Raw genomic sequence first — 20619 nt, 5'->3', positions numbered from 1 at the left:
GTATGATGGTACCGGTACGGTGTTTCACGTGCGGTAGCGTCGTCGGCGAGCACTGGGAGGAGTTCAAAGAGCGTGCCCGTGAGGGCGACGAGGACCCTGCCGAGGTGCTCGATGAGCTTGGCGTCGACCGGGCGTGTTGCCGGCGAATGCTCGTCTCACATAAAGACCTCGTCGACATCGTCTCACCCTATCAATGAGGGGAACGAACCGATACGAGAAGGCGCGGATTCTGGGGGCCCGAGCCCTGCAGGTGTCCTACGGCGCGCCGGTACTCATCGACACCGACCAGACCGAACCGATTCTTGTCGCGGCAGAGGAGTACGACGCGGACGCGCTGCCCTTCACCGTCAGGCGGGGTGAGCGATGACGCTCATTACTGAGGTCCGGCTCCGGCGGATCCTCGACAGTCGAGGCAACCCGACGGTCGAGGCTGAGATCCGGACTGAAAGCGGCGGTTTCGGCCGCGGTGCGGCGCCCTCGGGCGCCTCCACCGGCGAGTACGAAGCCATCGAGCGGCCCGCCGAGGAGGCGATAGCGAAGGCCCGAGAAGTCGCGGTCCCGCGGCTCGAAGGGCAGAGCTACGCCGGCGATCAACGCGGTGTCGACGGCGTACTTCGTGCGGCCGACGGCACCGACGACTTCTCCGAGATCGGCGCCAACAGCGCCGTCGCAATCTCGATGGCGGCCGCGAAGGCTGCGGCCGATGTCCTCGGCGCGCCGCTGTATCAACACCTGGGTGGTGCCTTCCGGGGGCGGAACCTCCCGACCCCGCTCGGCAACGTCATCGGCGGCGGCGAACACGCCGCGGACGCGACCCACATCCAGGAGTTCCTTGCGGCGCCTGTCGGGGCGCCCTCGGTGTCCGATGCGGTGTTCGCGAACGCTCAGGTTCACGCCGAGGTCGGCGAAATACTCGCCGATAGGGGTGTTCCGGCCGCTAAGGGTGACGAAGGCGCATGGGCCCCATCGATCAACGACAGCGAGGCGTTCGAGGTCATGGACGAGGCGACGTCGTCGGTCGCGGACGATCTCGGCTTCGAGATCGGATTCGGACTTGACGTGGCCGGTGCGGAGCTCTATGAGGACGGCGCCTACCACTACGGCGACGACACCCGGAGCCCGGACGAACAGATCGACTACATTGCCGGGCTGATAGACGAGTACGGTCTTGTCTACGTCGAGGACCCGCTCGACGAGGACGATTACGACGGCTTCGCAGAGTTGACCGACCGAACTGATGATCGGACACTCATCTGTGGCGACGACCTGTTCGTGACCAACACGGAGCGGCTGGAGCGCGGCATCGAGTCGGGGGCGGCAAACAGCATCCTCATCAAGCCGAACCAGATCGGGACGCTTACCGACGCCTTCGACGCGATCGAGTTGGCGCTCCGGAACGGGTACGACCCGGTCGTCTCGCATCGGAGCGGCGAAACGGAGGATACGACGATCGCACACCTCGCCGTCGCGGCCGACACCCCGTTCATCAAGACGGGGACGGTCGGTGGCGAGCGAACCGCTAAGCTGAACGAACTCATTAGAATCGAGGCAAACGCATGAGCGACAACGAAGAGGGAGTCGAGGCCACCGAAATCGACGAGGAACTCGACGAGCTCGAAGACGAGCTCGAGGGGGAAATCGACGAGGTCGCGGCCGAGGCCGACCCCACGACGGACGAACCGCCCGCCGACACCGCCGAGGAGGCGGACGAGTCGGTCGAATCTGAAGCCGACGACGCCAACGAGGAGCCGGTCCTCGACGAGGACGTCATGCCCGACGACGAGGCCGACCTCCTCATTCCGGTTGAGGACTACCTCGCGGCGGGCGTCCACATCGGGACCCAGCAAAAGACGAAGTCGATGAACCGGTTCATCCACCGGGTCCGAACCGACGGGCTGTACGTCCTGGACGTCTCCCAGACCGACAGCCGCATCCGGACAGCCGCGTCGTTCCTCGCGAACTACAACCCCGAGCAGATTCTCATCGCGTCCTCGCGACAGTACGGTCGGTTCCCGGCCGAGAAGTTCGCGGATGCGGTCGGCGCACGCGCCCGGACCGGACGGTTCATTCCGGGCACGCTGACGAACCCGGATTACGATGGATACATCGAACCCGACGTCGTCGTCGTTACCGACCCGATCGGTGACTCCCAGGCGGTCAAAGAGGCTATTACCGTCGGCATCCCGGTTATCGCGATGTGCGACTCGAACAACACGACGTCGAACGTCGATTTGGTTGTTCCGACAAACAACAAGGGCCGGAAGGCGTTGAGCGTTATCTACTGGCTGCTCGCCAACGAGACGCTCGACCGCCGCGGCGCGGAACCGGCGTACGCGCTTGAGGACTTCGAGACGGAACCATAGCGGACTCGTTTTTCAGGGGGCGACGCGACGCCCGGTTTATATACGCTGTTCGTCCGCCCCGCCGAGCGGGAGCTCCGAGAGTTGGTCGTAGGCCAACTCCTCGGGCGGCTCGTCGGCCCATCGAAGCGCCGTGGCCGTCCCGTTCGCCGTTGCGGGCGGGTCCCCGGATGTTGTGGGCTCGCCGTCCGGCGTCGGGACTCCGTCGTCCGCCCCCGCGCTCGGCTCCATGGTCGTTCCATCGACTGTGATAGCGTCCCCATCCGGGACCGCCGCTCCGTCGACGATTGATCCAATAAAAGCGACGTAGGGGTTTGGCACCGGCGGTCGGTCGGTCGGATCGTCAAGGTAGACGAGCTGTATCTGGGCGAGCCCCTCGACGACGGCCTCGGTTCGAGCCGCCTGCCGAACCCCGCGTTTTGCACACTCGGTGTAGGACTCGCCGGGGAGCCGGCCCGCACTAGGTTCGATCCAGCCGTCGGCACGCTCGTACCTGATCAAGAGCACTGCCCCGTCCCGCACGATCCGCATCCCGGCCCCGCCGACGACGCCGAACGACTCGAACGAGTCGACCACCGCGTCGTGCTCGGCCGGGTCGCACCCGATACGCCGGCGAACGAGGTCGACCTCGCCGTACTCCGCGGCGAAGTCGGAGACGAGCGCGTTGACGTGACGGCGCAGTTCGATCGACACAGATGATCTGTGAGCGCCAGCGGCTTGTGCGTTGCTGTCGTGAGAGCGCGTGACAGGATACTGAGCTGCAGAGAAAGGTAGTTTGCGGCGGGCAGCTACGCCGTGGGAACCACAACGGCGACGTGACTGTGGTTCGTTGCACGAACGCACCAGATTACCTTTTTTCAGGGCGTTCGTAGCTATACGCATGGCAGACACAGACCACACAGTGTCGACACGACGCGACGTGCTCGCCGTGACGGGGGCCGGGCTCCTCGTCGGAGTGGCAGGATGCACCGGCAACGGCGACACCCCGGCGGATGACGGCGGTGACGGGACTGAAACCGGGGGCGATGGGGGAGGCGATGAAGATGCCGACGACGGGGGCGACGAGACAGGAGACGCGAACGGCGAGGCCAGCCTGGACGAACCGGTCGCATTCCCCGAGGACGTCTCCTGTCCCGTCTGTAATATGGTACCGGCGGAGTATCCACCGTGGAACGCCCAACTCGCTCACGCGAACGGGGACCGTGCGTTCTTCGACACGTCCGGCTGTCTGGCGGCGTACACTGCTTACACCGACCGGTTCAGCGGTCCCGACGCCGAGCTTGAGGCTGCCTGGGTCACCGGCTTCGAGACCGGCGATCTCCTCCGCGCGTCCGATGCGTACTTCGTCCGCGTGAGCAACCCCGATCACGTCGACGACGTCATGATGCGGAACCCGACGCCGTTCGCCAGCCGTGGTGACGCCAAGGCGTTCGTCGAACAGTTCGACGAGTACGGCGACGAGGACATCATCACGTTCGGCGACTTCGATCAGGAACTGGCGATGTTCTACAGAGAGCGGTTCATCGAGGGTGATGGGGGGATGGACGGCGACATGGACATGGACGACGGCTAGATAGACGGCGGAGATCTGGACGGCGATGAGACGAGCAGTAGTGAGTGAACAACCGACCCTGGACGCGTTCGGGTACTCTTTTTGTTTGGCCCCCACGATCCACCGGTATGACCACATCGAGCGCCCCGGGCAAAGTGTATCTCTTTGGCGAGCACGCCGTCGTTTACGGCGAACCGGCCGTCCCGTGCGCCATTGAGCGGCGGGCACAGGTCACGGTCGAGCGGCGCGAGGACGAACAGCTCCGGGTTCGGGCGAACGACCTGACGCTCGATGGATTCACCGTTACCTGGGGCGGCGAAACCGACACCAGACCGGATGTCGACGTGCCGACGCCATTAGTGGAGGCGGCGACGGGGTACATCGACGGGGCGATCGAGCAGGCGCTCGATGCGGTTGGGGAGCCGACGGCCGGGTTCGATGTGACCGTCGAGAGCGACATCCCGCTGGGTGCGGGGCTCGGCTCCTCGGCTGCCGTCGTCGTCGCCGGGATCGACGCCGCGACGCGCGAACTCGGCGTCGAACTGTCGCCGGAGGGCCTCGCCGACCGCGCGTACCAGGTCGAGTACGACGTTCAGGACGGCCAGGCGTCGCGGGCGGACACGTTCTGCTCGGCGATGGGCGGGGCGGTTCGCGTCCAGGGCGACGACTGTCGGCGGATCGAGGATGTCCCGACGCTGCCGTTCGTAGTCGGATACGACGGCAACACCGGCGACACGGGCGAACTCGTCGCTGGCGTCCGGGAGCTAAAGAACACCTACGGCTTCGCCGCCGACGCGGTCGAGTCGATCGGTGACCTCGTCAGAGCGGGCGAGGTGGCGTTACGCGACGGCGATCTTGAGGAACTCGGCCGGCTGATGGAGTTCAACCACGGGCTCCTATCGGCGCTCGGCGTCTCCGCGCGCTCGCTCGATGCGATGGTGTGGGCAGCTAGGGAAGCCGACGCCCTCGGCGCGAAACTCACCGGGGCCGGCGGCGGCGGTTGCATCGTCGCGTTGGATCGGACCGAACAGACCCACACGGCCCTAGAGTACACGCCGGGGTGTGCGGACGCGTTTCGGGCCGAACTCGACACCGAGGGGGTTCGAGTCGAGCGATGACGGCGGGACGGGACGCGCCGGACCACCCTGTAGCGGGCCGGGATACGACGACCGTGCTGAAACTCGGCGGGAGCGTCGTCACGGAAAAGAACACCCCAGAGACAGTTGACACGGAGGCGCTCGGGCGGGCGGCCGAAGCCGTGGCGGCGATCCCCGGCCGTGTCGTCGTCGTCCACGGGGGCGGAAGCTTCGGTCACCACCACGCGGCCGAACACGGCGTCTCAAGCACCGAGGGGACGCACGACGACGGCGCGATCCGCGCGATCCACGAAGCGATGAAACGGCTCAACGGAGCTGTGGTTGGAGGACTGGTTGAGGCTGGGGTATCCGCCCTTCCCGTTCATCCGTTCTCGGCAGCGGCCCGGACCGCCGAAGGAACACTTCGGCTCGAAACTGATCCGACAACGACGATGCTTGAGGAGCGGTTCGTTCCGGTGTTGCACGGTGATGCGGTCGTCCACGCCGGAGCCGGGGCGACGATTCTCTCCGGCGACGAGATCGTCGTTGCACTTGCACGCACACTCGACGCAGACCGCGTCGGCGTCTGCTCGTCGGTTCCGGGCGTCTACGACGCCGACGGCGAGGTCATCGACCGTATCGCCTCCTTCGAGGATGTCGCCGACGCGGTCGGCGCGAGCGATTCGACGGACGTAACTGGGGGGATGGCCGGCAAGGTCCGCGAACTCCTGTCACTCGACGCGCGGGCGTACGTCTTCGACCTCGACGGGCTAGAGACCTTCGCCGCCGGCGGCGATCCGGGGACCGAGATCGACTGACGGCGCCTACAACGATTGAGATCAAAATCGACGAAACGTCACCTAGCCCGGTTTGGCGCCTCGTGTACGGGACTCGACGTCCGGTGCGGCCAGCGGATCACGGTTTTCGGCGCTAGGGTGGGGGACACAGACGGGCGATCTGAAGTATCACCAGCTGACCGTCCGGTCGGGTGGGGAGTTGTGTCTACGACACGGCGACGCGATCCGAGAGCCGCAAATTCGGGGCTTGGGGGTACGAGTAGTGTCGGTCGACCAACGATAGCCATCAAGACGCATCGCTGTTTTTCATCACTGACAGCGCCGAATCCGAACTCCTCTCCGAGCGGTGGGACGCGAAGCGTCGCCTCCTCGCTGCCACCGTCGCAGTTGTTTCAGCTCTCTCTTGCCGTATTTGTGCGCTCGTAGCGGTGAACCCACTAGTTTTTAAACCCCGAGTTCGATAATTTAGATAACCGAGCGACGGTCGCCCCGGACTCGGACGGGCGGCCGGCAGTTGCGGGCGGGAGACGGCTGACGGGGCCGCGCGATCGGGTCGACCGATCGAACGCCTCGTCGGTTCCGACCGTCGGCGCACCGATCCGTCGGTGTCGCGTCCGTCACAGACGGCCGTGTATATGGCCGGTCGCCCAGCCAACCGGCTTCCGACTGTCCTCTCGGAGGTAAAATTATGGAAGTCGAAATCGCAACTATTGGCGGCTACGATGAAGTAGGGAGACAGATGACGGCGGTCCGCGCCGGCGACAACGTTGTCATATTCGACATGGGGCTGAACCTCTCGAAGGTTCTCATCCACGACAACGTCGAGACCGAACGGATGCACAGTCTCGATCTGATCGACATGGGCGCGATCCCGGATGACCGCGTCATGTCCGACATCGAGGGCGACGTGCAGGCCATCGTGCCGACACACGGCCACCTCGACCACATCGGGGCCATCTCGAAGTTGGCACACCGCTACAATGCGCCGATCGTGGCAACACCGTTCACCATCGAGTTGGTCAAACAGGAGATCCAAAGCGAGGAGAAGTTCGGCGTCCAAAACGACCTCGTCAAGATGGACCCCGGCGAGTCGATGGACATCGGCGACGACTGTGAGTTGGAACTCGTCAACGTGACTCACTCCGTCATCGACGCGATCAACCCTGTGCTGCACACGCCTGAGGGTGCCGTCGTCTACGGCCTTGACAAGCGGATCGATCACAACCCCGTCATCGGCGACCCGATCGACATGGATCGGTTCCGCGAGATCGGCCGCGAGGGTGTGCTCTGCTACATTGAGGACTGCACGAACGCCGGCAAGAAAGGCAAGACGCCCTCCGAGTCCGTCGCGCGCGAACAGCTGAAGGACGTGATGTACTCGGTTGAGGATTACGACGGCGGAATCGTCGCCACCACGTTTTCGAGTCACATCGCCCGCGTCAAGTCACTCGTCGAGTTCGCGGACGACATTGGTCGCCAGCCCGTCCTCCTAGGTCGCTCGATGGAGAAGTATTCCGGTACGGCCGAGCGGCTCGACTTTATCGACTTCCCGAACGACCTGGGGATGTACGGCCATCGAAAGTCTGTCGATCGAACGTTCAAACGGATCATGAACGAGGGCAAAGAAAACTACCTCCCGGTCGTCACCGGACACCAAGGCGAACCCCGGGCGATGCTGACGCGGATGGCCCGCGGGGAGACGCCGTACGAACTCGACGACGGCGACAAGGTCATTTTCTCGGCCCGAGTGATCCCCGAACCGACCAACGAGGGCCAGCGCTATCAGGCCGAAAAACTCCTCGGGATGCAGGGAGCGCGTATTTACGACGACATCCACGTCTCCGGGCACCTCAGAACTGAGGGCCACTACCAGATGCTCGACGCGCTCCAGCCCGAAAACGTCATTCCGGCTCACCAAGACATGAAGGGCTTTTCGCCGTACGTCGACCTGGTCCGCGGCCAGGGCTACAACGTCGGTGACGACCTCCACATAACCCAAAACGGAAACATCATTCAGCTCACGGAATGACGACCCCAGAACGCGTTGAATCGGCCATCGTCGACCGGCGGGCGATCGTCAACGATGCGATCGCCGAACAACTGCCGGTCCAGAAGCCGGAGCGACTCTACGAGGCGTCGCGGTACCTGCTCGATGCGGGCGGAAAGCGCCTCAGACCGGCGATGTTGTTGCTCACAGCGGAGTCGATATCGGGGACAGACGCACCCGCGGCGGACTATCGGGCGTTTCCGACGCCGAACGGCGAGCGCATCGACGTGCTCTCGGCTGGCGTTTCGATCGAAGTCATCCAGTCGTTCACACTGATCCACGACGACATCATGGATGACGACGACCTTCGGCGGGGTGTTCCGGCGGTCCACCGCGAGTACGACCTCGAAACCGCGATCTTGGCCGGTGATACACTGTATTCGAAGGCGTTCGAGTATATGCTTGAGACCGGCGCACCGCCGGATAGGAGCGTGGACGCGCTAAACGAGTTGGCGACGACCTGTACCGAAATCTGCGAGGGCCAGGCCCTCGATGTCGACTTCGAGAGCCGAAGCAAGGTGACGACCGAGGAGTATCTGGAAATGATCGAGTACAAGACCGCGGTCCTGTACGGAGCCGCGGCGTCGGTTCCAGCCATCTTGCTCGGGTGCGACTCGGAGACGATCGAGGCGCTGCACGGATACGGTCTCGACGTCGGACGGGCCTTCCAGATCCAAGACGACCTGTTGGACCTGACGACACCCAGCGAGGAACTGGGCAAGCAGCGCGGTTCCGATCTGGTCGAGGGCAAGCGGACCGCGGTCACGCTACACGCTCGAAACAACGGTATCGACATCGAGGGGCTGGTCCCGGAGGACCCGAGCGATACCGAAATCGAAGGTGCTGTCGAGCGGCTCCGGAACGCGGGCAGCATCGATTTCGCCCGGGAGATGGCGATGGACCTCATCGGACGCGGTAAGGATCGCCTCGAGGTCTTACCGGAGAACGAGTCGCGCGAACTTCTCGAAGGGATCGCCGACTACCTCGTCGAGCGGACCTACTGATCTGCAGCCGACAAATGGTGTTTTTCACGAGCATTTATATACGGTAGCGAAGGCAGCGCTCCCTGTGAACTGACGTGAAGCCGACAGCTGGCTGAGGCGGTTGCGTGGATCACCGCTGTCGGCGTGCTCCCCTCGATCCGCCTGTTTGCCCCCTACAGACCGCGCGGAAACCGCGATGTTTTGGTGGTTCCCCCAGTAGTCGCGGCCGATGGAACAAGAGCTTCGTGAACGCATAGAGCGTGCGGCGGAGACCGCCGCGCTGTTCAACGCGCTCAAACACGACAGCGACGCACAGGTCGGTGCGATCATGGGGCCGATGATGGGCGAACATCCCGATTTCAGGCCCCACGGGGACGAAATCCCGGGTGTCATTGCCCCCGTAATCGAGGACGTGAACGAGCGATCGACGGCCGAACAGCGCGAGCGGCTTGAGGAACTCGCGCCGGAGCGGCTCGAGGAACTGGACGCCGACGAGGACGACGATCAGCCGCTTCCCGACCTCCCGAACGTCGACGCCTACGAGAAGGTCCGGATGCGGCTGGCGCCGAACCCGAACGGTCCTTGGCATCTCGGAAGCGCTCGGATGCCAGCGGTTATTGGCACGTACAAACAAATGTACGACGGGTGGATGCTGTGTCGGTTCGACGACACGGATCCCGAGACGAAGCGGCCGGATCTCGACGCGTACGACGAGATTCTCTCGTCGATCGAGTATCTCGGCTTCGAACCAGACGACGTCGTCAAGGCCTCCGATCGCGTCGAGACGTATTACGAGTACGCCCGACGGCTGATCGACGAGGAAGGTGCCTACACCTGCAGCTGCGACGCGGCATCGTTCTCGGAGCTAAAAAACGACGGGAAACCCTGTCCACATCGCGAGAAAGCTCCCGAAACAACGCACATGGAGTTCGATGCGATGGTCGACGGCGAGTACGCCGCCGGCGAGATGGTCCTCCGCGTTCGGACCGACATCGAACACAAAAACCCCGCGTTGCGCGATTGGGTCGCGTTCCGGATGGTTGATACGCCGCACCCGCGAACCGAGGCCGAGGACTACCGCTGTTGGCCGATGTTGGACTTTCAGTCCGGGATCGACGACCACGAGTTCGGTATCACGCACATCGTTCGCGGTATCGACCTCCAAGACTCGGCGAAGCGCCAGGAATTCGTCTACGAGTACTTCGAGTGGGAATACCCCGAAGTGCTCCACTGGGGCCACGTCCAACTCGACGCCTATGACATCGAGCTGTCGACATCGACGCTCAAGAAGCTTGTCGCCGACGGTACCCTCGATGGCTGGGACGACCCGCGCGCGCCGACGGTCGCGAGTCTTCGGCGCCGTGGAATCCGCGGCGAAGCGATCGTCGAGGCGATGGCCGGACTCGGGACGTCGACGTCGAACGTCGACCTCGCGATGTCTTCGATATACGCAGAGAACCGTGAGCTGATCGATGACGATGCGGATCGGCTCTTCTTCGTCCGCGATGGGATCGAGGTGCCGATCAAAGGCGCTCCCGGCGCTGCCGAACCGCCCGTTCACCCGGATCACGAGGACCGCGGAAGCAGACACATTCCAGTCAGCGATACGGTTCGGGTCGAACCGGACGATGCCCCCAAGGCCGGCGAGACGGTGTGGCTGAAGGGGCTCGGGCCGGTCCGGTACGACGGAGACGCCTTCGAGTTTACCGACGACGACATCGGGGTCGTCCGCGAGGGCGACGTGGACGTGATCCATTGGGTACCCGACGACGGGAGCGTCCCGCTTCGGCTTCGGACGATGGACGGCGACGAACGTGGCCACGCCGAAGCCGGCGTAGCGTCGTACGATCCCGACGACGTGGTCCAGTTCGAGCGGATTGGTTTCGCCCGGATCGACCGCCACGACGGCGACGAGTCGGTTGCGTACTTCGCCCACCCGTGATCGGGCAGTCGAATGGCTTTCGATCAGCCAACGTTTAAGTTCGCAGCACCCTCGATATCGGTAGGAATGGCGATCGACCCGAACTTCGAGGAGACGCACGAAAACGAGGGGACAGAACACGCTGTCGATGTCTGGGGACCAACGGAGCCCCCGGAGCAACTCGGCATCCGTGGCACGCACGTCGCCGTCGACTTCGACATCTGTATCGCCGATGGGGCCTGCCTCGAGGACTGCCCGGTCGACGTCTTCGAGTGGGTCGAGACGCCCGAACACCCCGAAAGCGAGATGAAGGCGAACCCGACAAACGAGGCCCAGTGTATCGACTGTATGCTATGTGTCGATGTTTGCCCGGTCGACGCGATTGACGTCGACCCCGGGCGCGAGAACCGACTTTAGCTCAGCCGGACCTAACGGTTTATTTCGGCTCGAGCGATTTCGCCGCCGTATCGGTCGACGATCTGACGATAGGCGTCCCCAAGTGCTCGCATACACGCACGACGGGAGACGTACCCCAGTCGCTCGGCCGTCTCCTCCCACCCTCTGTTTTGGAGCACCCCGACGACGAGCAGCCGCTCCGCGTCAGGGTCTCCGAGCCCCCCCTCAAGCAGTGTCTTTAGCGCAAGCGTTCGAAACGGACCGGGAGCCGTGTCGTAGAGACCGGGGCCGTCGGCCGCGCTTGCGACGAGACGCCACTCGAACCCGCACAGATCGAGGGGAACGTCGGCGTCGGCGGCGGCCAGTGCTGCCCGAACGACGTCCGGATCGAGCGCGTCGAGCGCCCCCGCCAGGACGTCCGCGATCCGGCGTGCGAACCACGCCGCATGTCGGTCGGCGAGATTGTCTCCAGCGTCCGAAAGCGCTCGAAGCATCACCGCCGAGTGCTCGCCGCTGGCGTCGTTCCGCGTCGTAGAGAGGTGGACCGTTCGGTAGTTGTTTGTCGACCAAAACTGGAGCAACGCCGCCGTCGCGCCGTAACTGACACCGAGGTAGTCGACGGTGGAGCGATCGTTCGGCGATCCCCCTGTTCCGAACTCAGCCTCGAGTTCCGCGAGGAGCCGCGAGCCGAACCCCGAGGACCGTACCCCGTGGTGAGTGACGATCCGGACCACCCGCAGGCCGACGGGGGTCGCAGCCGCCGGGTCGCGGAGCTGACTCGTCAGCAGATCCGGGATCAAGTTTCCCTTGATCCGGTCACCTTCGTATGCGACCCGCTGCGTCCGTTCGTCGAGCCCACCCTCCCGTGCCAGGAGCGCGGCCGAGACGGGATGTCCGTCGACGGTAAGTGCACGGACGGAGACTTCCGGCGCATCAAGCAACCGCGCGAGATCATCCGGCTGGGTCCGGTAGTGGGCGTGAACTAACAGCCCGAACAGTTCGCGGAGCAACGATTCGTCCGCCGCGAGGCGGTCACGGTCGATCCGCTCGTAGGTCACGTCCGACGCGGTCGTTCCCTCAAAGAGCTGACCGGGTGGCGGGGTCGAATCGAGCAACAGCGCGTGGAACAGCCACACCTCAATCGGGTCCGCGGGGGCGTACCGGATCGGCTCCGAGAGGTGACACGACGTCACGTCGTGAGACTCCTCGAGCGACTCGCGAAACCGAACGTCGAAGCCGCGACCCGATCCCTCGTAGCCGCGAACCGTCGTCGCGAAACAGGCACTCGGGGCGACAGAGAGAAGCTCCCGCAACGTTCGCACAGGGACGGCGGCCGCCTCGTCGACGAACAGCACGTCGGCGGACGACTCTACGGCATCGGCGGGCGGGCAAAACCGTATCTCACCGGCGCCGCTCCGAAGCGACGGCCTGGTGTCGCCTTCCCTACCGTCGTCAAATGACCCGTCCACTGACTCCAACGTCTTGGCGGCGCGGTCAAAGAGTTCGGCCGCGTTCCGGTAGCTCGGGGCGGTCACGAGGACGCTCAAATCGGAGTGCGCGAACGCGGCGGCGGCGAGGCCCGCCGCACTCGATTTGCCGCGTCCCCGGTCGGCATCAAGCACGACGGCTGTCCCCGCCTCCGACAGTCGCTCGCACGCGTACACCGCGTCTCGCTGATCCGCGCTCCGGCAGGCATCGTACGCCTCGTCCGGGAATACGTGGGACTCCGGCGGCCGAACTTGCGGAGTGGCCGGGCGGGGTCGGTGTTCCGAACCGTCGTGTTTCGTTCGTCTCCCGGTGTCGATATCGATGATCGAGACGCCGCGGTGTGTGCGGAGGGTTTCGATCAGATGGTGTCTGAACCGAGTGTTGACGTCCCCGACGGAGAACGGCGGCGGCGCGAGCGTCTCGTCGAAGCGTCCGCGGCTGTCTACCCACGACGACAGCGGGGGCGTCAACAACACGAGTAGGCCGCCGCCGTCGACGACCCCCGTCGCCCGCCCGATCGCGTTCGGCCGGCACGTGTCGTGGCAATCGAGGACGAGACAACCGTAGGTGGTCCCGAGGAGCGTTTCCGTTCGGTCGACGCAGACCCGTTCGCCGACGATCTCACGTTCGGAGACCGTTGCGACGGTCTGACCGCTGCGGACTTCGCCAGCGGCCGCCTTCGCGCCGTCATAACAGGCCTCACGGCTTCCGGTCAACACCAGCAGTCGCCGCTCGTTTGCGGCGGCGGCCGCGTCGGCGAGTTCGCGGGCCGTCTCACGAACCGTATTCATGTCGGGGGAGACGCTCTCGACCCGCAAGACGCCACCGATCGGCTGGGTGGCCGGGCGTATCGACGATACAAACCAGTTCGGACCGTGCCCGATCGATCCGATCGAGCGACTCGGCGGACATCGGGTGGCGGGCATGGCAGGCACGGCGGGACGCTTGATAAGCGTTAAATGCGACGCCGCCGGACGAGTTGGTATGAGTAGTAAAAGCGAGGATCGCAGGGATCACACCTGTATCTCCTGCGGGATCAACATCTCCGGGACGGACGCGGCAAAGTTCGACTGCCCGGAGTGTGGGACGCTGATCTACCGCTGTTCGACGTGTCGCAAACAGAGCAACCTCTATGAGTGCCCCGACTGTGGGTTCACGGGACCGTAACGATGGGGAAAGTCGCCGCCAAAATGAAGGTAATGCCGCAGAGCCCCGAGGTCGACCTCGATGACCTCCAAGAACGACTCGAAAACGCCCTCCCCGAGGGCGCGAAGATCAGCCGCGTCGACCGCGAGGATGTCGCGTTCGGCCTGATCGCGCTGTTCCCAACTGTCGTCATCCCGGACGAGGCGGGCGGAACGGATACCGTCGAGGAGGCGTTCTCCGGCGTCGACGGCGTCGAGAGCGTCGGTGTCGACGAAGTCGGCCGTATCTGAACCACCCTTTTTCAGCGATCTAACGCCTGAGAACCCGTATCGCGGCATCCCTGGAACGCACGTTTTATGTGTCGGACCTGTGTAGACCGCTATAAGAATGCCTAGTTCGAACGGTCCACGAGAAGCGACACGCGACAAGCTGAAGAACGACGCTCGCGACCGTGGGGCATCGCCCCCGAAGCGTTCCGTCGAGCAGTTCGACAACGGCGAGAAGGTTCATCTCAAGATCGACCCTTCCGTACCGAAAGGTCGGTTCCACCCGCGGTTCAACGGCCGCACCGGCACGGTCGTTGGTGACCAGGGGCGCGCGTTCAAGGTCGAAATCCAGGATGGCGACGTGACGAAAACGCTCATTACTGCACCAGCTCACCTTCGACGACAGCAGGCATGACGATATTCAAGCAGGTCACCGACGAGGCGTACCTCACGACTCCCGAGGCAAAGGAACTCCTCGCGGACGTCGAGGCTGAACGCGCGCTCGATGAGGACCGCGAGATGCGCTATGAACTCGCGCGAGCCATCGAGCACGTGAACCGCTTTTCGGATCTCGAGGCAGCGGAGTCCCGCGAACTAGTCGAGGAACTGCTCGAACTCGAGAAGGTCGACGAGGCGACCGCATACAAGATCACCGATCTGCTTCCGGAGGACCGAGACGAACTCCGGACCGTCTTCGCACAAGGGCGTTACACCCTCTCAGGCGACGAACTCGACGACGTACTCGACATCGTCGTGAAATACGCCTGACGGGGATCGTCCCAGCGAACGCAGATTCTCTCGGATCCTCACGCGCTCCGTCTGCCCGTAGTTTAAATATCGTCTCTTCGTACCCGGGCACATGAGTGACAACGCAGACAGCGCCGGAGACCGGACCGCGGTCGTGTTGGACTTCCTGCCGAGGGGGCGACCCGACGACGACCGCCCCCAGTACGAGCGCTCTCCGGTCGCGCTCGCGCTCGGTGAGACGAACTTCAGGCTCGTCGAGGCCGCGCTGACCGACGATGCTGGCGTCAACATCGGCGACCGGATCGAAATCGAGCCGCCTGGCCAGAACGTCAAACACCTCCGGACTGCCGAGTACGACGACCTCACGAGCACCGCGGAGTCCGAACTGGAGTACGCGATCGGCAAGATCCTCGACGCCGACGAGGACCGCTTCGTCGAGTTCTACAACGACGCACAGCCGATCACGACCCGACTCCACGTGTTGAACCTCCTGCCGGGCATCGGAAAGAAGCTCAGGAACAACATTCTCGACGCCCGGAAGCGACGACCATTCGAGAGCTACGAGGACATCGAGGAACGGGTGTCGGGGCTCTACGAGCCGAAAGATGTCCTCGCCGAACGGATCACGGAGGAACTGCGAGAGGAAGACCTCAAGTACCGAATCTTCGCCCGTCGCGAGGAAGAGACATAGCGGGGAGAGACCGGTCCTGCGGAGCGGAAAACGCGAAGAATATACGGAACCGAGCGTTACCGGACGTATGCGCGATCCTGACGCGCTCATCGCCCGTGCGGGGCTGCGAGGCGACCCGGAGCGCGACCAACACTTTCTCGTCGACGACCGGGTGCTCGATCGGCTGCCCGGCTATCTTCCTGACAGCGCCGATACGAGCCACGTCCTAGAGATCGGCGGCGGAACCGGGGGGCTCACCGACCGGCTGCTCTCGGTTGCCGGCCGGGTCACAGTCGTCGAACGCGACCCCGATCTCGCCGCGTTCCTACGCGAGGAATTTGCTGCGGAGATCGATGCAGGGATGCTAAGCGTTGTGGCGGGCGACGCACTCGAGGTCGATCTCCCGGCGTTTACCGCTTCGGTGTCAAATCTCCCCTATGGCGTCTCCTCGGAGATCGCGTTCCGGCTCCTTCCGGCGGGTCGGCCGCTGGTGTTGATGTTTCAAGCGGAGTTCGCCGAGCGGATGGCCGCGGCACCGGGGAGCGACGAGTACGGCCGACTGTCGGTCACCGCGGGCCACTACGCCGACATCGAGATCGTCGAGACAGTGCCGAAAGAAGCGTTCTCGCCGCCGCCGGCTGTCGAGAGTTCGGTCGTCCGGGCGACGCCGCGGCCTCCCGACTACGAGGTATCGGACGACGAGTCGTTCATGTCGTTAGTCCGTGCGGTGTTCACCCAGCGCCGGAAGACGATGCGCAACGCGATCCGGAACACCACTCACATCTCGGGGATCGACGACCCGGAGTCCCTGATTGAGGCGGCCGGCGAGGAACTGATGCGAAAGCGGGCCGGAAACGTGCCCCCAAGCGAGTTCGCACGGCTCGCCCGGCTAGCGGCCGAGCAGGGGTGACCAATCAGATGCTGATGGCGGTGCCGGCACCGCTCGGGCTGCCGTGGTACTGGCGCGGCATTCAGAACGTCCAGTCGATGTTCGGGACGACCTCCGCGCAACGCGCGGCGACGGCGGGGGCGATCGTCGCCTTCGGCCTTCTCGTTATCACGACGTACTGGCTCGGCCGCCGACTGAAGGATCGTTATAGTCCCGATGCCGTCGAGGTCGTCCAGTCAGCGGTCGTGACAGTGAGTGCCGTCCTGATAAGCGGGTTTCTGGTGGCGGTCTGGCGGGTCTCGAACGAGGTCCTTGAAGCGCTCGGGTTTCTTTCGGTCACTCCAGAAGACGGTATCAAAGCCCTCGTGACCCTCATCGTTTTTGCCGGCGGCGTGACGGTGACAAGACTCACGAAACGCTCGATAAAGTACGGTTCCAGTCGGGTGACGATCACGCCACACCAGCGGGAGGTCGCCCATCACGCGATTCAGATTGGCGTGCTCGTCCCGACGACGATGTTCGTCGTCGCGCTGTGGGGGATTCCCGTGAGCAATATCTTTCTCGGGGCGGGTGTGCTGGGGATCGTCATCGGCTTCGCCGCCCGGAAGACGCTTTCAGGGATTCTCTCGGGGTTTGTCATACTGTTCTCCCGCCCCTTCGAGGTGGGTGATTGGATCCGCGTGAGCGAACGGGAAGGGATCGTCACGGATATCACCGTGTACAATACCCAGATCCGGACGTTCAACGAGGAACATGTCATCGTCCCGAACGACACCGTGACGCAGAACGAGGTCGTCAACTACTCTAGGACGGACCGACTTCGTCTGGAAACCACGGTCGGCGTTGACTACGAAACCGACATCGACGCCGCCGCCCGCGTCGCCGTCGGCGCAATGGAGCGCGTCGATGCGGTCGCGACACAGCCGCCGCCGGACGTCATCAGACAGGAGTTCGCGGACTCGGCGATCATGTTGCGGCTCAGATACTGGATCACGACGCCGACAGTACAGACGAAGTGGCGGGCCCAAAACGCCGTTGTCGGAGCCGTCAAGTCCGCATTTGAGACCGAAGATATCAAAATCCCGTTCCCGCAACGCGAACTCACGGGCCGCGAGGAGGCCGGCGGGGTGCGCATCGTCGACGACCGCGACGGCGACCATGGAGCGGACACCGGCCGCGCGACCCGCCGATCCGGAGGCCGAAAAGATACCTCTGGACCTGTCGAGGACGACCTCGGAGACAGATCGGAGGAGATGAGCGGGGGCGACGCAGAAGGGGTTGCCGAGAGCATCGAGGAGTCGATCACTGACCCACCCGCGGATGAGGACGCTGTCAGATGAAACTCACAGAGCAACGTGGAATGGCGACCGTCTACGAGCCGGCTGAGGACTCGCGGCTTCTCGCAACGGCGGTGATCGATCGGATCGACGGCGGGCAGGTGCTCGATGTCGGCGTCGGATCGGGGTACGTCGCTGGACGGGTCGCGGCCGAAACGTCCGCCGATGTCGTCGGCTGCGATATTAACCCGGACGCATGTCGGCGGGCCCGGTCGGAGGGGATTGAGGTCGTCCGGTCGAACCTGACGCGGCCCTTCGAGGCGGATAGCTTTGATATGGTGGTGTTCAATCCACCGTACCTCCCGACGCCGCCCGAACAAGAGTGGGACGACCCACTCGAACACGCTCTCTCCGGGGGCGAGGACGGCCGACGGGTGATCCGGCCATTCATGGCCGACCTCGGTCGTGTCCTCAGACCGGCGGGGCGGGCCTACCTCCTCGTCTCTTCGCTGACCGATATCGGGGCGGTCGGCGAACTCGCCGAGGGAGCGGGATTGGACACGGAAGAGATCGACGACACGTCGTTTCCGTTCGAGCGTCTCGTCGTTCTGGAAATTACTCACGAGAATAGATGAGTAGGAAATATTAAACGCCGTCATCTCGTATCCGCGAATAATGAGTGATGTGATCGCGACGACACCCGGACTGTACCCGTTGCCCGACTGGGCGAAGGAGGATCTCGCCGACCTCAAGGGCCACCAGAAGGACGACCTCATCTCCGGCGACGAGTCGGATGAGATCGTTGAGGCGTACGGCCGCGCCCGCGAGGAAGCCGTCAACAGGCAGCGCGAAGCGAACCTCGACCGGATCGTCGAGGGACAACTCCGGTGGGACGACATGCTCGCTCACCCTCTCTGCATCCACGATAACGTCGAGACGCGGGGGATCGTCCGCTACTACGACAACAACAACTTCTACCGGGAGCCGGTGGTCCACGGTGATCTGACCCCGGACGGTGACGTGGCCGCTGAACTCGACGCCGCCCCTGACGCGAACCAGGCCGTCCTCCCCGGGCCGTACTCGCTTTCGGAACTCGCGACCGACGAGCACTATGGCGACGACGCGGCGTTTCTCGATGCCGTCGCCGATTTCCTCGCCGCCGAGGCGGCCGAGTTTCCGCCCGTCGAGACGCTGTTCCTGCTCGAACCGTCGCTTGTCACCGACGCCCCCGGTGACGGCGAGGACGAGCGCGCCAGCGAGGCTATCGACACCGTCGCCGCCGCTGTCGACGCCGATGTCGTCGTCCACACATATTGGGGTTCGATCCCGGAAAAACCGTACGCGCACCTGATGGACGCCGATATCGACGCGATCGGGTTTGACTTCGTCTCCGACCACGAGGGCAGCGTTTACAACATCCAAGAATACGGCACGAAGGACGACGTGGCGCTGGGCGTCGTGGACGGCCAGAACACCCTAGTCGAGGCCCCCGAGGATATCGCCGAACGGATCGAGTGGGTTGAGTCCCAACTGCCGAACGAGGAGTTCGGGACCATTTACGCGAGTTCGAACACCGAGCTGTTCTACCTGCCGACGAACAAGGCGGAGGCGAAGCTGGACGCGCTCGCCGCCGCGCCCGCAGAGGTGTCCCGATGAGTTCCGACCTTGCCAACACCCGCGAGCAGTTCCGCCCAGCTGACCACCCGACCGATCACTTTCTGCTCACAACCGTCGTCGGTTCTTACCCCAAGCCGACGTGGCTCAACCGTGCGAAGGAACTCGCCGAGGACGAGGATCACGCGTTCGATGACGACGACCTAACGGAGGCGATGGACGACGCCGCCAGGCTCATTACTGAGGAACACGCCCATGCCGGCCTCGATGCCGTCGTCGACGGCGAGATGCGACGAAACGAGATGGTTGAGTACTTTGCCGACCGCATCGAGGGCTACGAGTTCAACGGTCCGGTCAAGGTGTGGGGGCACAACTACTTCGACAAGCCCTCCGTCGCCGACGAGGTCGCCTACACTGAGCCGTGGCTCGTCGACGAGTTTGAGTTCACGACCGGCGTCACGGATCGCCCGGTGAAGGTGCCGATCACCGGCCCCTACACTCTCGCGTCGTGGTCGTTCAACGAGGCCTACGACAGCGAGGCCGAGCTCGCATACGAACTCGCTGATCTGGTCAACGAGGAGATCGAAGCGCTCGTTGAGGCGGGCGCGCGCTACATCCAGATCGACGAGCCAGCGCTGGCGACCACCCCTGACGACCACGCCATCGTCGGTGAGTGTCTCGAACACATCGCCGACGGCGTCCCCGAGGACGTCCGACTCGGCCTGCACGTCTGCTACGGCGACTACTCGCGCATCTACCCCGAAATTCTCGAGATGCCGGTCCACGAGTACGACCTCGAACTCGCCAACGGCGACTACGAACAACTCGACGTGTTCAAAAACCCCGGGTTCACGAAAGACCTCGCGTTGGGCGTCGTCGATGTCCACACGGCCGAGGTGGAGTCAGTCGAGGAGATCAAAGAGAACATCATAAAAGGGTTCGAGATCGTCCCGCCGGAGCGACTCACCGTCTCACCCGACTGTGGGGTGAAACTGCTCCCCCGTGAGGCCGCCTATCAAAAGATGGAGAACATGGTGACCGCGGCCCGCGAAGTTGAGGAGGAACTCGATGCCGGCGAGATCACGGTCGGCCACGTCGGAGAGTAGCCGCCCCGACTCGTTCGTATCAGTATCCGCCGAGGGGGGCGTCCGACGCTCGCCCCCGAAGCAGTTCCCGGAGACGGGCGAATGTGGCGAGCGAGTCGCCGTAGCGCGTGCGGAGTGACGCGACTAGAAGAGTCTCAAAAGAAGTGCGCGCGCATAGTTCCCCACGCCGCCGAGAACCGGTGTCGCCTGCCGAACGGCGCGCGGGTTCTCGTAAAGGGAGTGGCGTGTAAAAGTGGCCTTACTCGTACAGCCAGGCTTCGTCGATCCGGTCGTAGTCGTGCAGT

General features: G+C 64.1%; 23 protein-coding genes. 21 read left to right on the top strand and 2 right to left on the bottom strand.

The annotated features are described in order from the left end of the window. Positions 1-2 precede the first annotated feature (2 nt). The 4 genes from ACI944_RS02730 to rpsB are packed head-to-tail and all read left to right on the top strand — an operon-like array spanning position 3 to position 2363. Complete coding sequence (locus ACI944_RS02730; protein ID WP_411717539.1) at positions 3-197, top strand: DNA-directed RNA polymerase subunit N; 195 nt, start codon at positions 3-5, stop codon at positions 195-197. Continuing rightward, positions 194-367 carry a DNA-directed RNA polymerase subunit K gene (locus ACI944_RS02725; protein ID WP_411717538.1) on the top strand — a complete coding sequence of 58 codons (174 nt, stop codon included), beginning with the start codon at positions 194-196 and terminating at the stop codon, positions 365-367. The genes ACI944_RS02730 and ACI944_RS02725 overlap by 4 nt, the downstream gene beginning before the upstream one ends. Continuing rightward, positions 364-1560 (top strand): phosphopyruvate hydratase, encoded by a 1197-nt coding sequence (gene eno, locus ACI944_RS02720; RefSeq protein ID WP_411717537.1) that lies wholly within the window; start codon positions 364-366, stop codon positions 1558-1560. The genes ACI944_RS02725 and eno overlap by 4 nt, the downstream gene beginning before the upstream one ends. Next, positions 1557-2363, top strand: a complete 807-nt coding sequence (gene rpsB / locus ACI944_RS02715) for a 30S ribosomal protein S2 (protein WP_411717536.1) — start codon at positions 1557-1559, stop codon at positions 2361-2363. Before eno ends, rpsB begins: the two co-directional genes overlap by 4 nt. Before the next feature lie 36 nt (positions 2364-2399). On the opposite strand, the gene ACI944_RS02710 is transcribed toward rpsB, so the two are convergent. Continuing rightward, on the bottom strand, positions 2400-3053 hold the full coding sequence (locus ACI944_RS02710) for a hypothetical protein (RefSeq protein WP_411717535.1): 654 nt from the start codon (positions 3051-3053) through the stop codon (positions 2400-2402). A 187-nt stretch (positions 3054-3240) separates the two neighbouring features. Here ACI944_RS02710 and ACI944_RS02705 point away from each other — a divergent pair, with 187 nt between their 5' ends. The 7 genes from ACI944_RS02705 to ACI944_RS02675 all read left to right on the top strand — a co-directional run bounded on the left by ACI944_RS02705 (position 3241) and on the right by ACI944_RS02675 (position 11153). After that, on the top strand, positions 3241-3933 hold the full coding sequence (locus tag ACI944_RS02705) for a nitrous oxide reductase accessory protein NosL (RefSeq protein ID WP_411717534.1): 693 nt from the start codon (positions 3241-3243) through the stop codon (positions 3931-3933). Positions 3934-4040: 107 nt separating this feature from the next. Continuing rightward, entirely contained in the window at positions 4041-5030 is a 990-nt protein-coding gene (gene mvk / locus ACI944_RS02700) for a mevalonate kinase (RefSeq protein WP_411717533.1), read from the top strand. Continuing rightward, a complete protein-coding gene (locus ACI944_RS02695) occupies positions 5027-5806 on the top strand; it encodes an isopentenyl phosphate kinase (protein ID WP_411717532.1) in 780 nt (259 codons plus the stop codon). Before mvk ends, ACI944_RS02695 begins: the two co-directional genes overlap by 4 nt. A 667-nt stretch (positions 5807-6473) precedes the next feature. After that, complete coding sequence (locus tag ACI944_RS02690; RefSeq protein WP_411717531.1) at positions 6474-7814, top strand: RNase J family beta-CASP ribonuclease; 1341 nt, start codon at positions 6474-6476, stop codon at positions 7812-7814. Beyond that, positions 7811-8836 (top strand): geranylfarnesyl diphosphate synthase, encoded by a 1026-nt coding sequence (idsA3, locus tag ACI944_RS02685; protein ID WP_411717530.1) that lies wholly within the window; start codon positions 7811-7813, stop codon positions 8834-8836. The genes ACI944_RS02690 and idsA3 overlap by 4 nt, the downstream gene beginning before the upstream one ends. A 208-nt stretch (positions 8837-9044) precedes the next feature. Continuing rightward, positions 9045-10757, top strand: coding sequence for a glutamate--tRNA ligase (locus ACI944_RS02680; RefSeq protein WP_411717529.1), 1713 nt, complete (start codon positions 9045-9047; stop codon positions 10755-10757). Between the two features lie 66 nt (positions 10758-10823). Then, on the top strand, positions 10824-11153 hold the full coding sequence (locus ACI944_RS02675; protein WP_411717528.1) for a ferredoxin family protein: 330 nt from the start codon (positions 10824-10826) through the stop codon (positions 11151-11153). An 11-nt stretch (positions 11154-11164) separates the two neighbouring features. Here the strand turns inward: ACI944_RS02675 and tmcA are convergent, their stop codons facing one another. Beyond that, positions 11165-13411 carry a tRNA(Met) cytidine acetyltransferase TmcA gene (tmcA, locus tag ACI944_RS02670; protein WP_411717527.1) on the bottom strand — a complete coding sequence of 749 codons (2247 nt, stop codon included), beginning with the start codon at positions 13409-13411 and terminating at the stop codon, positions 11165-11167. Positions 13412-13604: 193 nt separating this feature from the next. Between tmcA and ACI944_RS02665 the strand changes: the two genes are divergently transcribed. The 10 genes from ACI944_RS02665 (at position 13605) to ACI944_RS02620 (ending at position 20335) form a co-directional block, all read left to right on the top strand. Next, positions 13605-13787, top strand: coding sequence for an HVO_2753 family zinc finger protein (locus ACI944_RS02665; RefSeq protein WP_411717526.1), 183 nt, complete (start codon positions 13605-13607; stop codon positions 13785-13787). A gap of 2 nt (positions 13788-13789) precedes the next feature. Further along, positions 13790-14056: an elongation factor 1-beta gene (locus tag ACI944_RS02660; RefSeq protein WP_411717525.1), complete on the top strand. Its 267-nt coding sequence runs from the start codon at positions 13790-13792 to the stop codon at positions 14054-14056. Between the two features lie 97 nt (positions 14057-14153). Beyond that, complete coding sequence (locus tag ACI944_RS02655; RefSeq protein WP_411717524.1) at positions 14154-14447, top strand: 50S ribosomal protein L21e; 294 nt, start codon at positions 14154-14156, stop codon at positions 14445-14447. After that, the gene (locus ACI944_RS02650) at positions 14444-14800 is read left to right on the top strand and encodes an RNA polymerase Rpb4 family protein (RefSeq protein WP_411717523.1); all 357 of its coding nucleotides are present in this window, start codon (positions 14444-14446) and stop codon (positions 14798-14800) included. The genes ACI944_RS02655 and ACI944_RS02650 overlap by 4 nt, the downstream gene beginning before the upstream one ends. A gap of 91 nt (positions 14801-14891) precedes the next feature. After that, positions 14892-15470 (top strand): DUF655 domain-containing protein, encoded by a 579-nt coding sequence (locus ACI944_RS02645; RefSeq protein WP_411717522.1) that lies wholly within the window; start codon positions 14892-14894, stop codon positions 15468-15470. A 67-nt stretch (positions 15471-15537) separates the two neighbouring features. Further along, positions 15538-16359 carry a 16S ribosomal RNA methyltransferase A gene (locus ACI944_RS02640; protein WP_411717521.1) on the top strand — a complete coding sequence of 274 codons (822 nt, stop codon included), beginning with the start codon at positions 15538-15540 and terminating at the stop codon, positions 16357-16359. Next, positions 16356-17678, top strand: a complete 1323-nt coding sequence (locus ACI944_RS02635) for a mechanosensitive ion channel family protein (protein WP_411717520.1) — start codon at positions 16356-16358, stop codon at positions 17676-17678. The genes ACI944_RS02640 and ACI944_RS02635 overlap by 4 nt, the downstream gene beginning before the upstream one ends. After that, on the top strand, positions 17675-18250 hold the full coding sequence (locus tag ACI944_RS02630; RefSeq protein WP_411717519.1) for a HemK2/MTQ2 family protein methyltransferase: 576 nt from the start codon (positions 17675-17677) through the stop codon (positions 18248-18250). Before ACI944_RS02635 ends, ACI944_RS02630 begins: the two co-directional genes overlap by 4 nt. A 40-nt stretch (positions 18251-18290) precedes the next feature. Then, the gene (locus ACI944_RS02625; protein ID WP_411717518.1) at positions 18291-19271 is read left to right on the top strand and encodes a 5-methyltetrahydropteroyltriglutamate--homocysteine methyltransferase; all 981 of its coding nucleotides are present in this window, start codon (positions 18291-18293) and stop codon (positions 19269-19271) included. Then, complete coding sequence (locus ACI944_RS02620; RefSeq protein ID WP_411717517.1) at positions 19268-20335, top strand: methionine synthase; 1068 nt, start codon at positions 19268-19270, stop codon at positions 20333-20335. The genes ACI944_RS02625 and ACI944_RS02620 overlap by 4 nt, the downstream gene beginning before the upstream one ends. Positions 20336-20619: the final 284 nt, after the last annotated feature.

The sequence above is a fragment of the Natronomonas sp. genome (genome assembly GCF_046710025.1).
Classification (GTDB): domain Archaea; phylum Halobacteriota; class Halobacteria; order Halobacteriales; family Haloarculaceae; genus Natronomonas.
The sequence above is the reverse complement of the archived record's forward strand: the minus strand, read 5'-3'. Positions and strand labels throughout refer to the sequence as shown.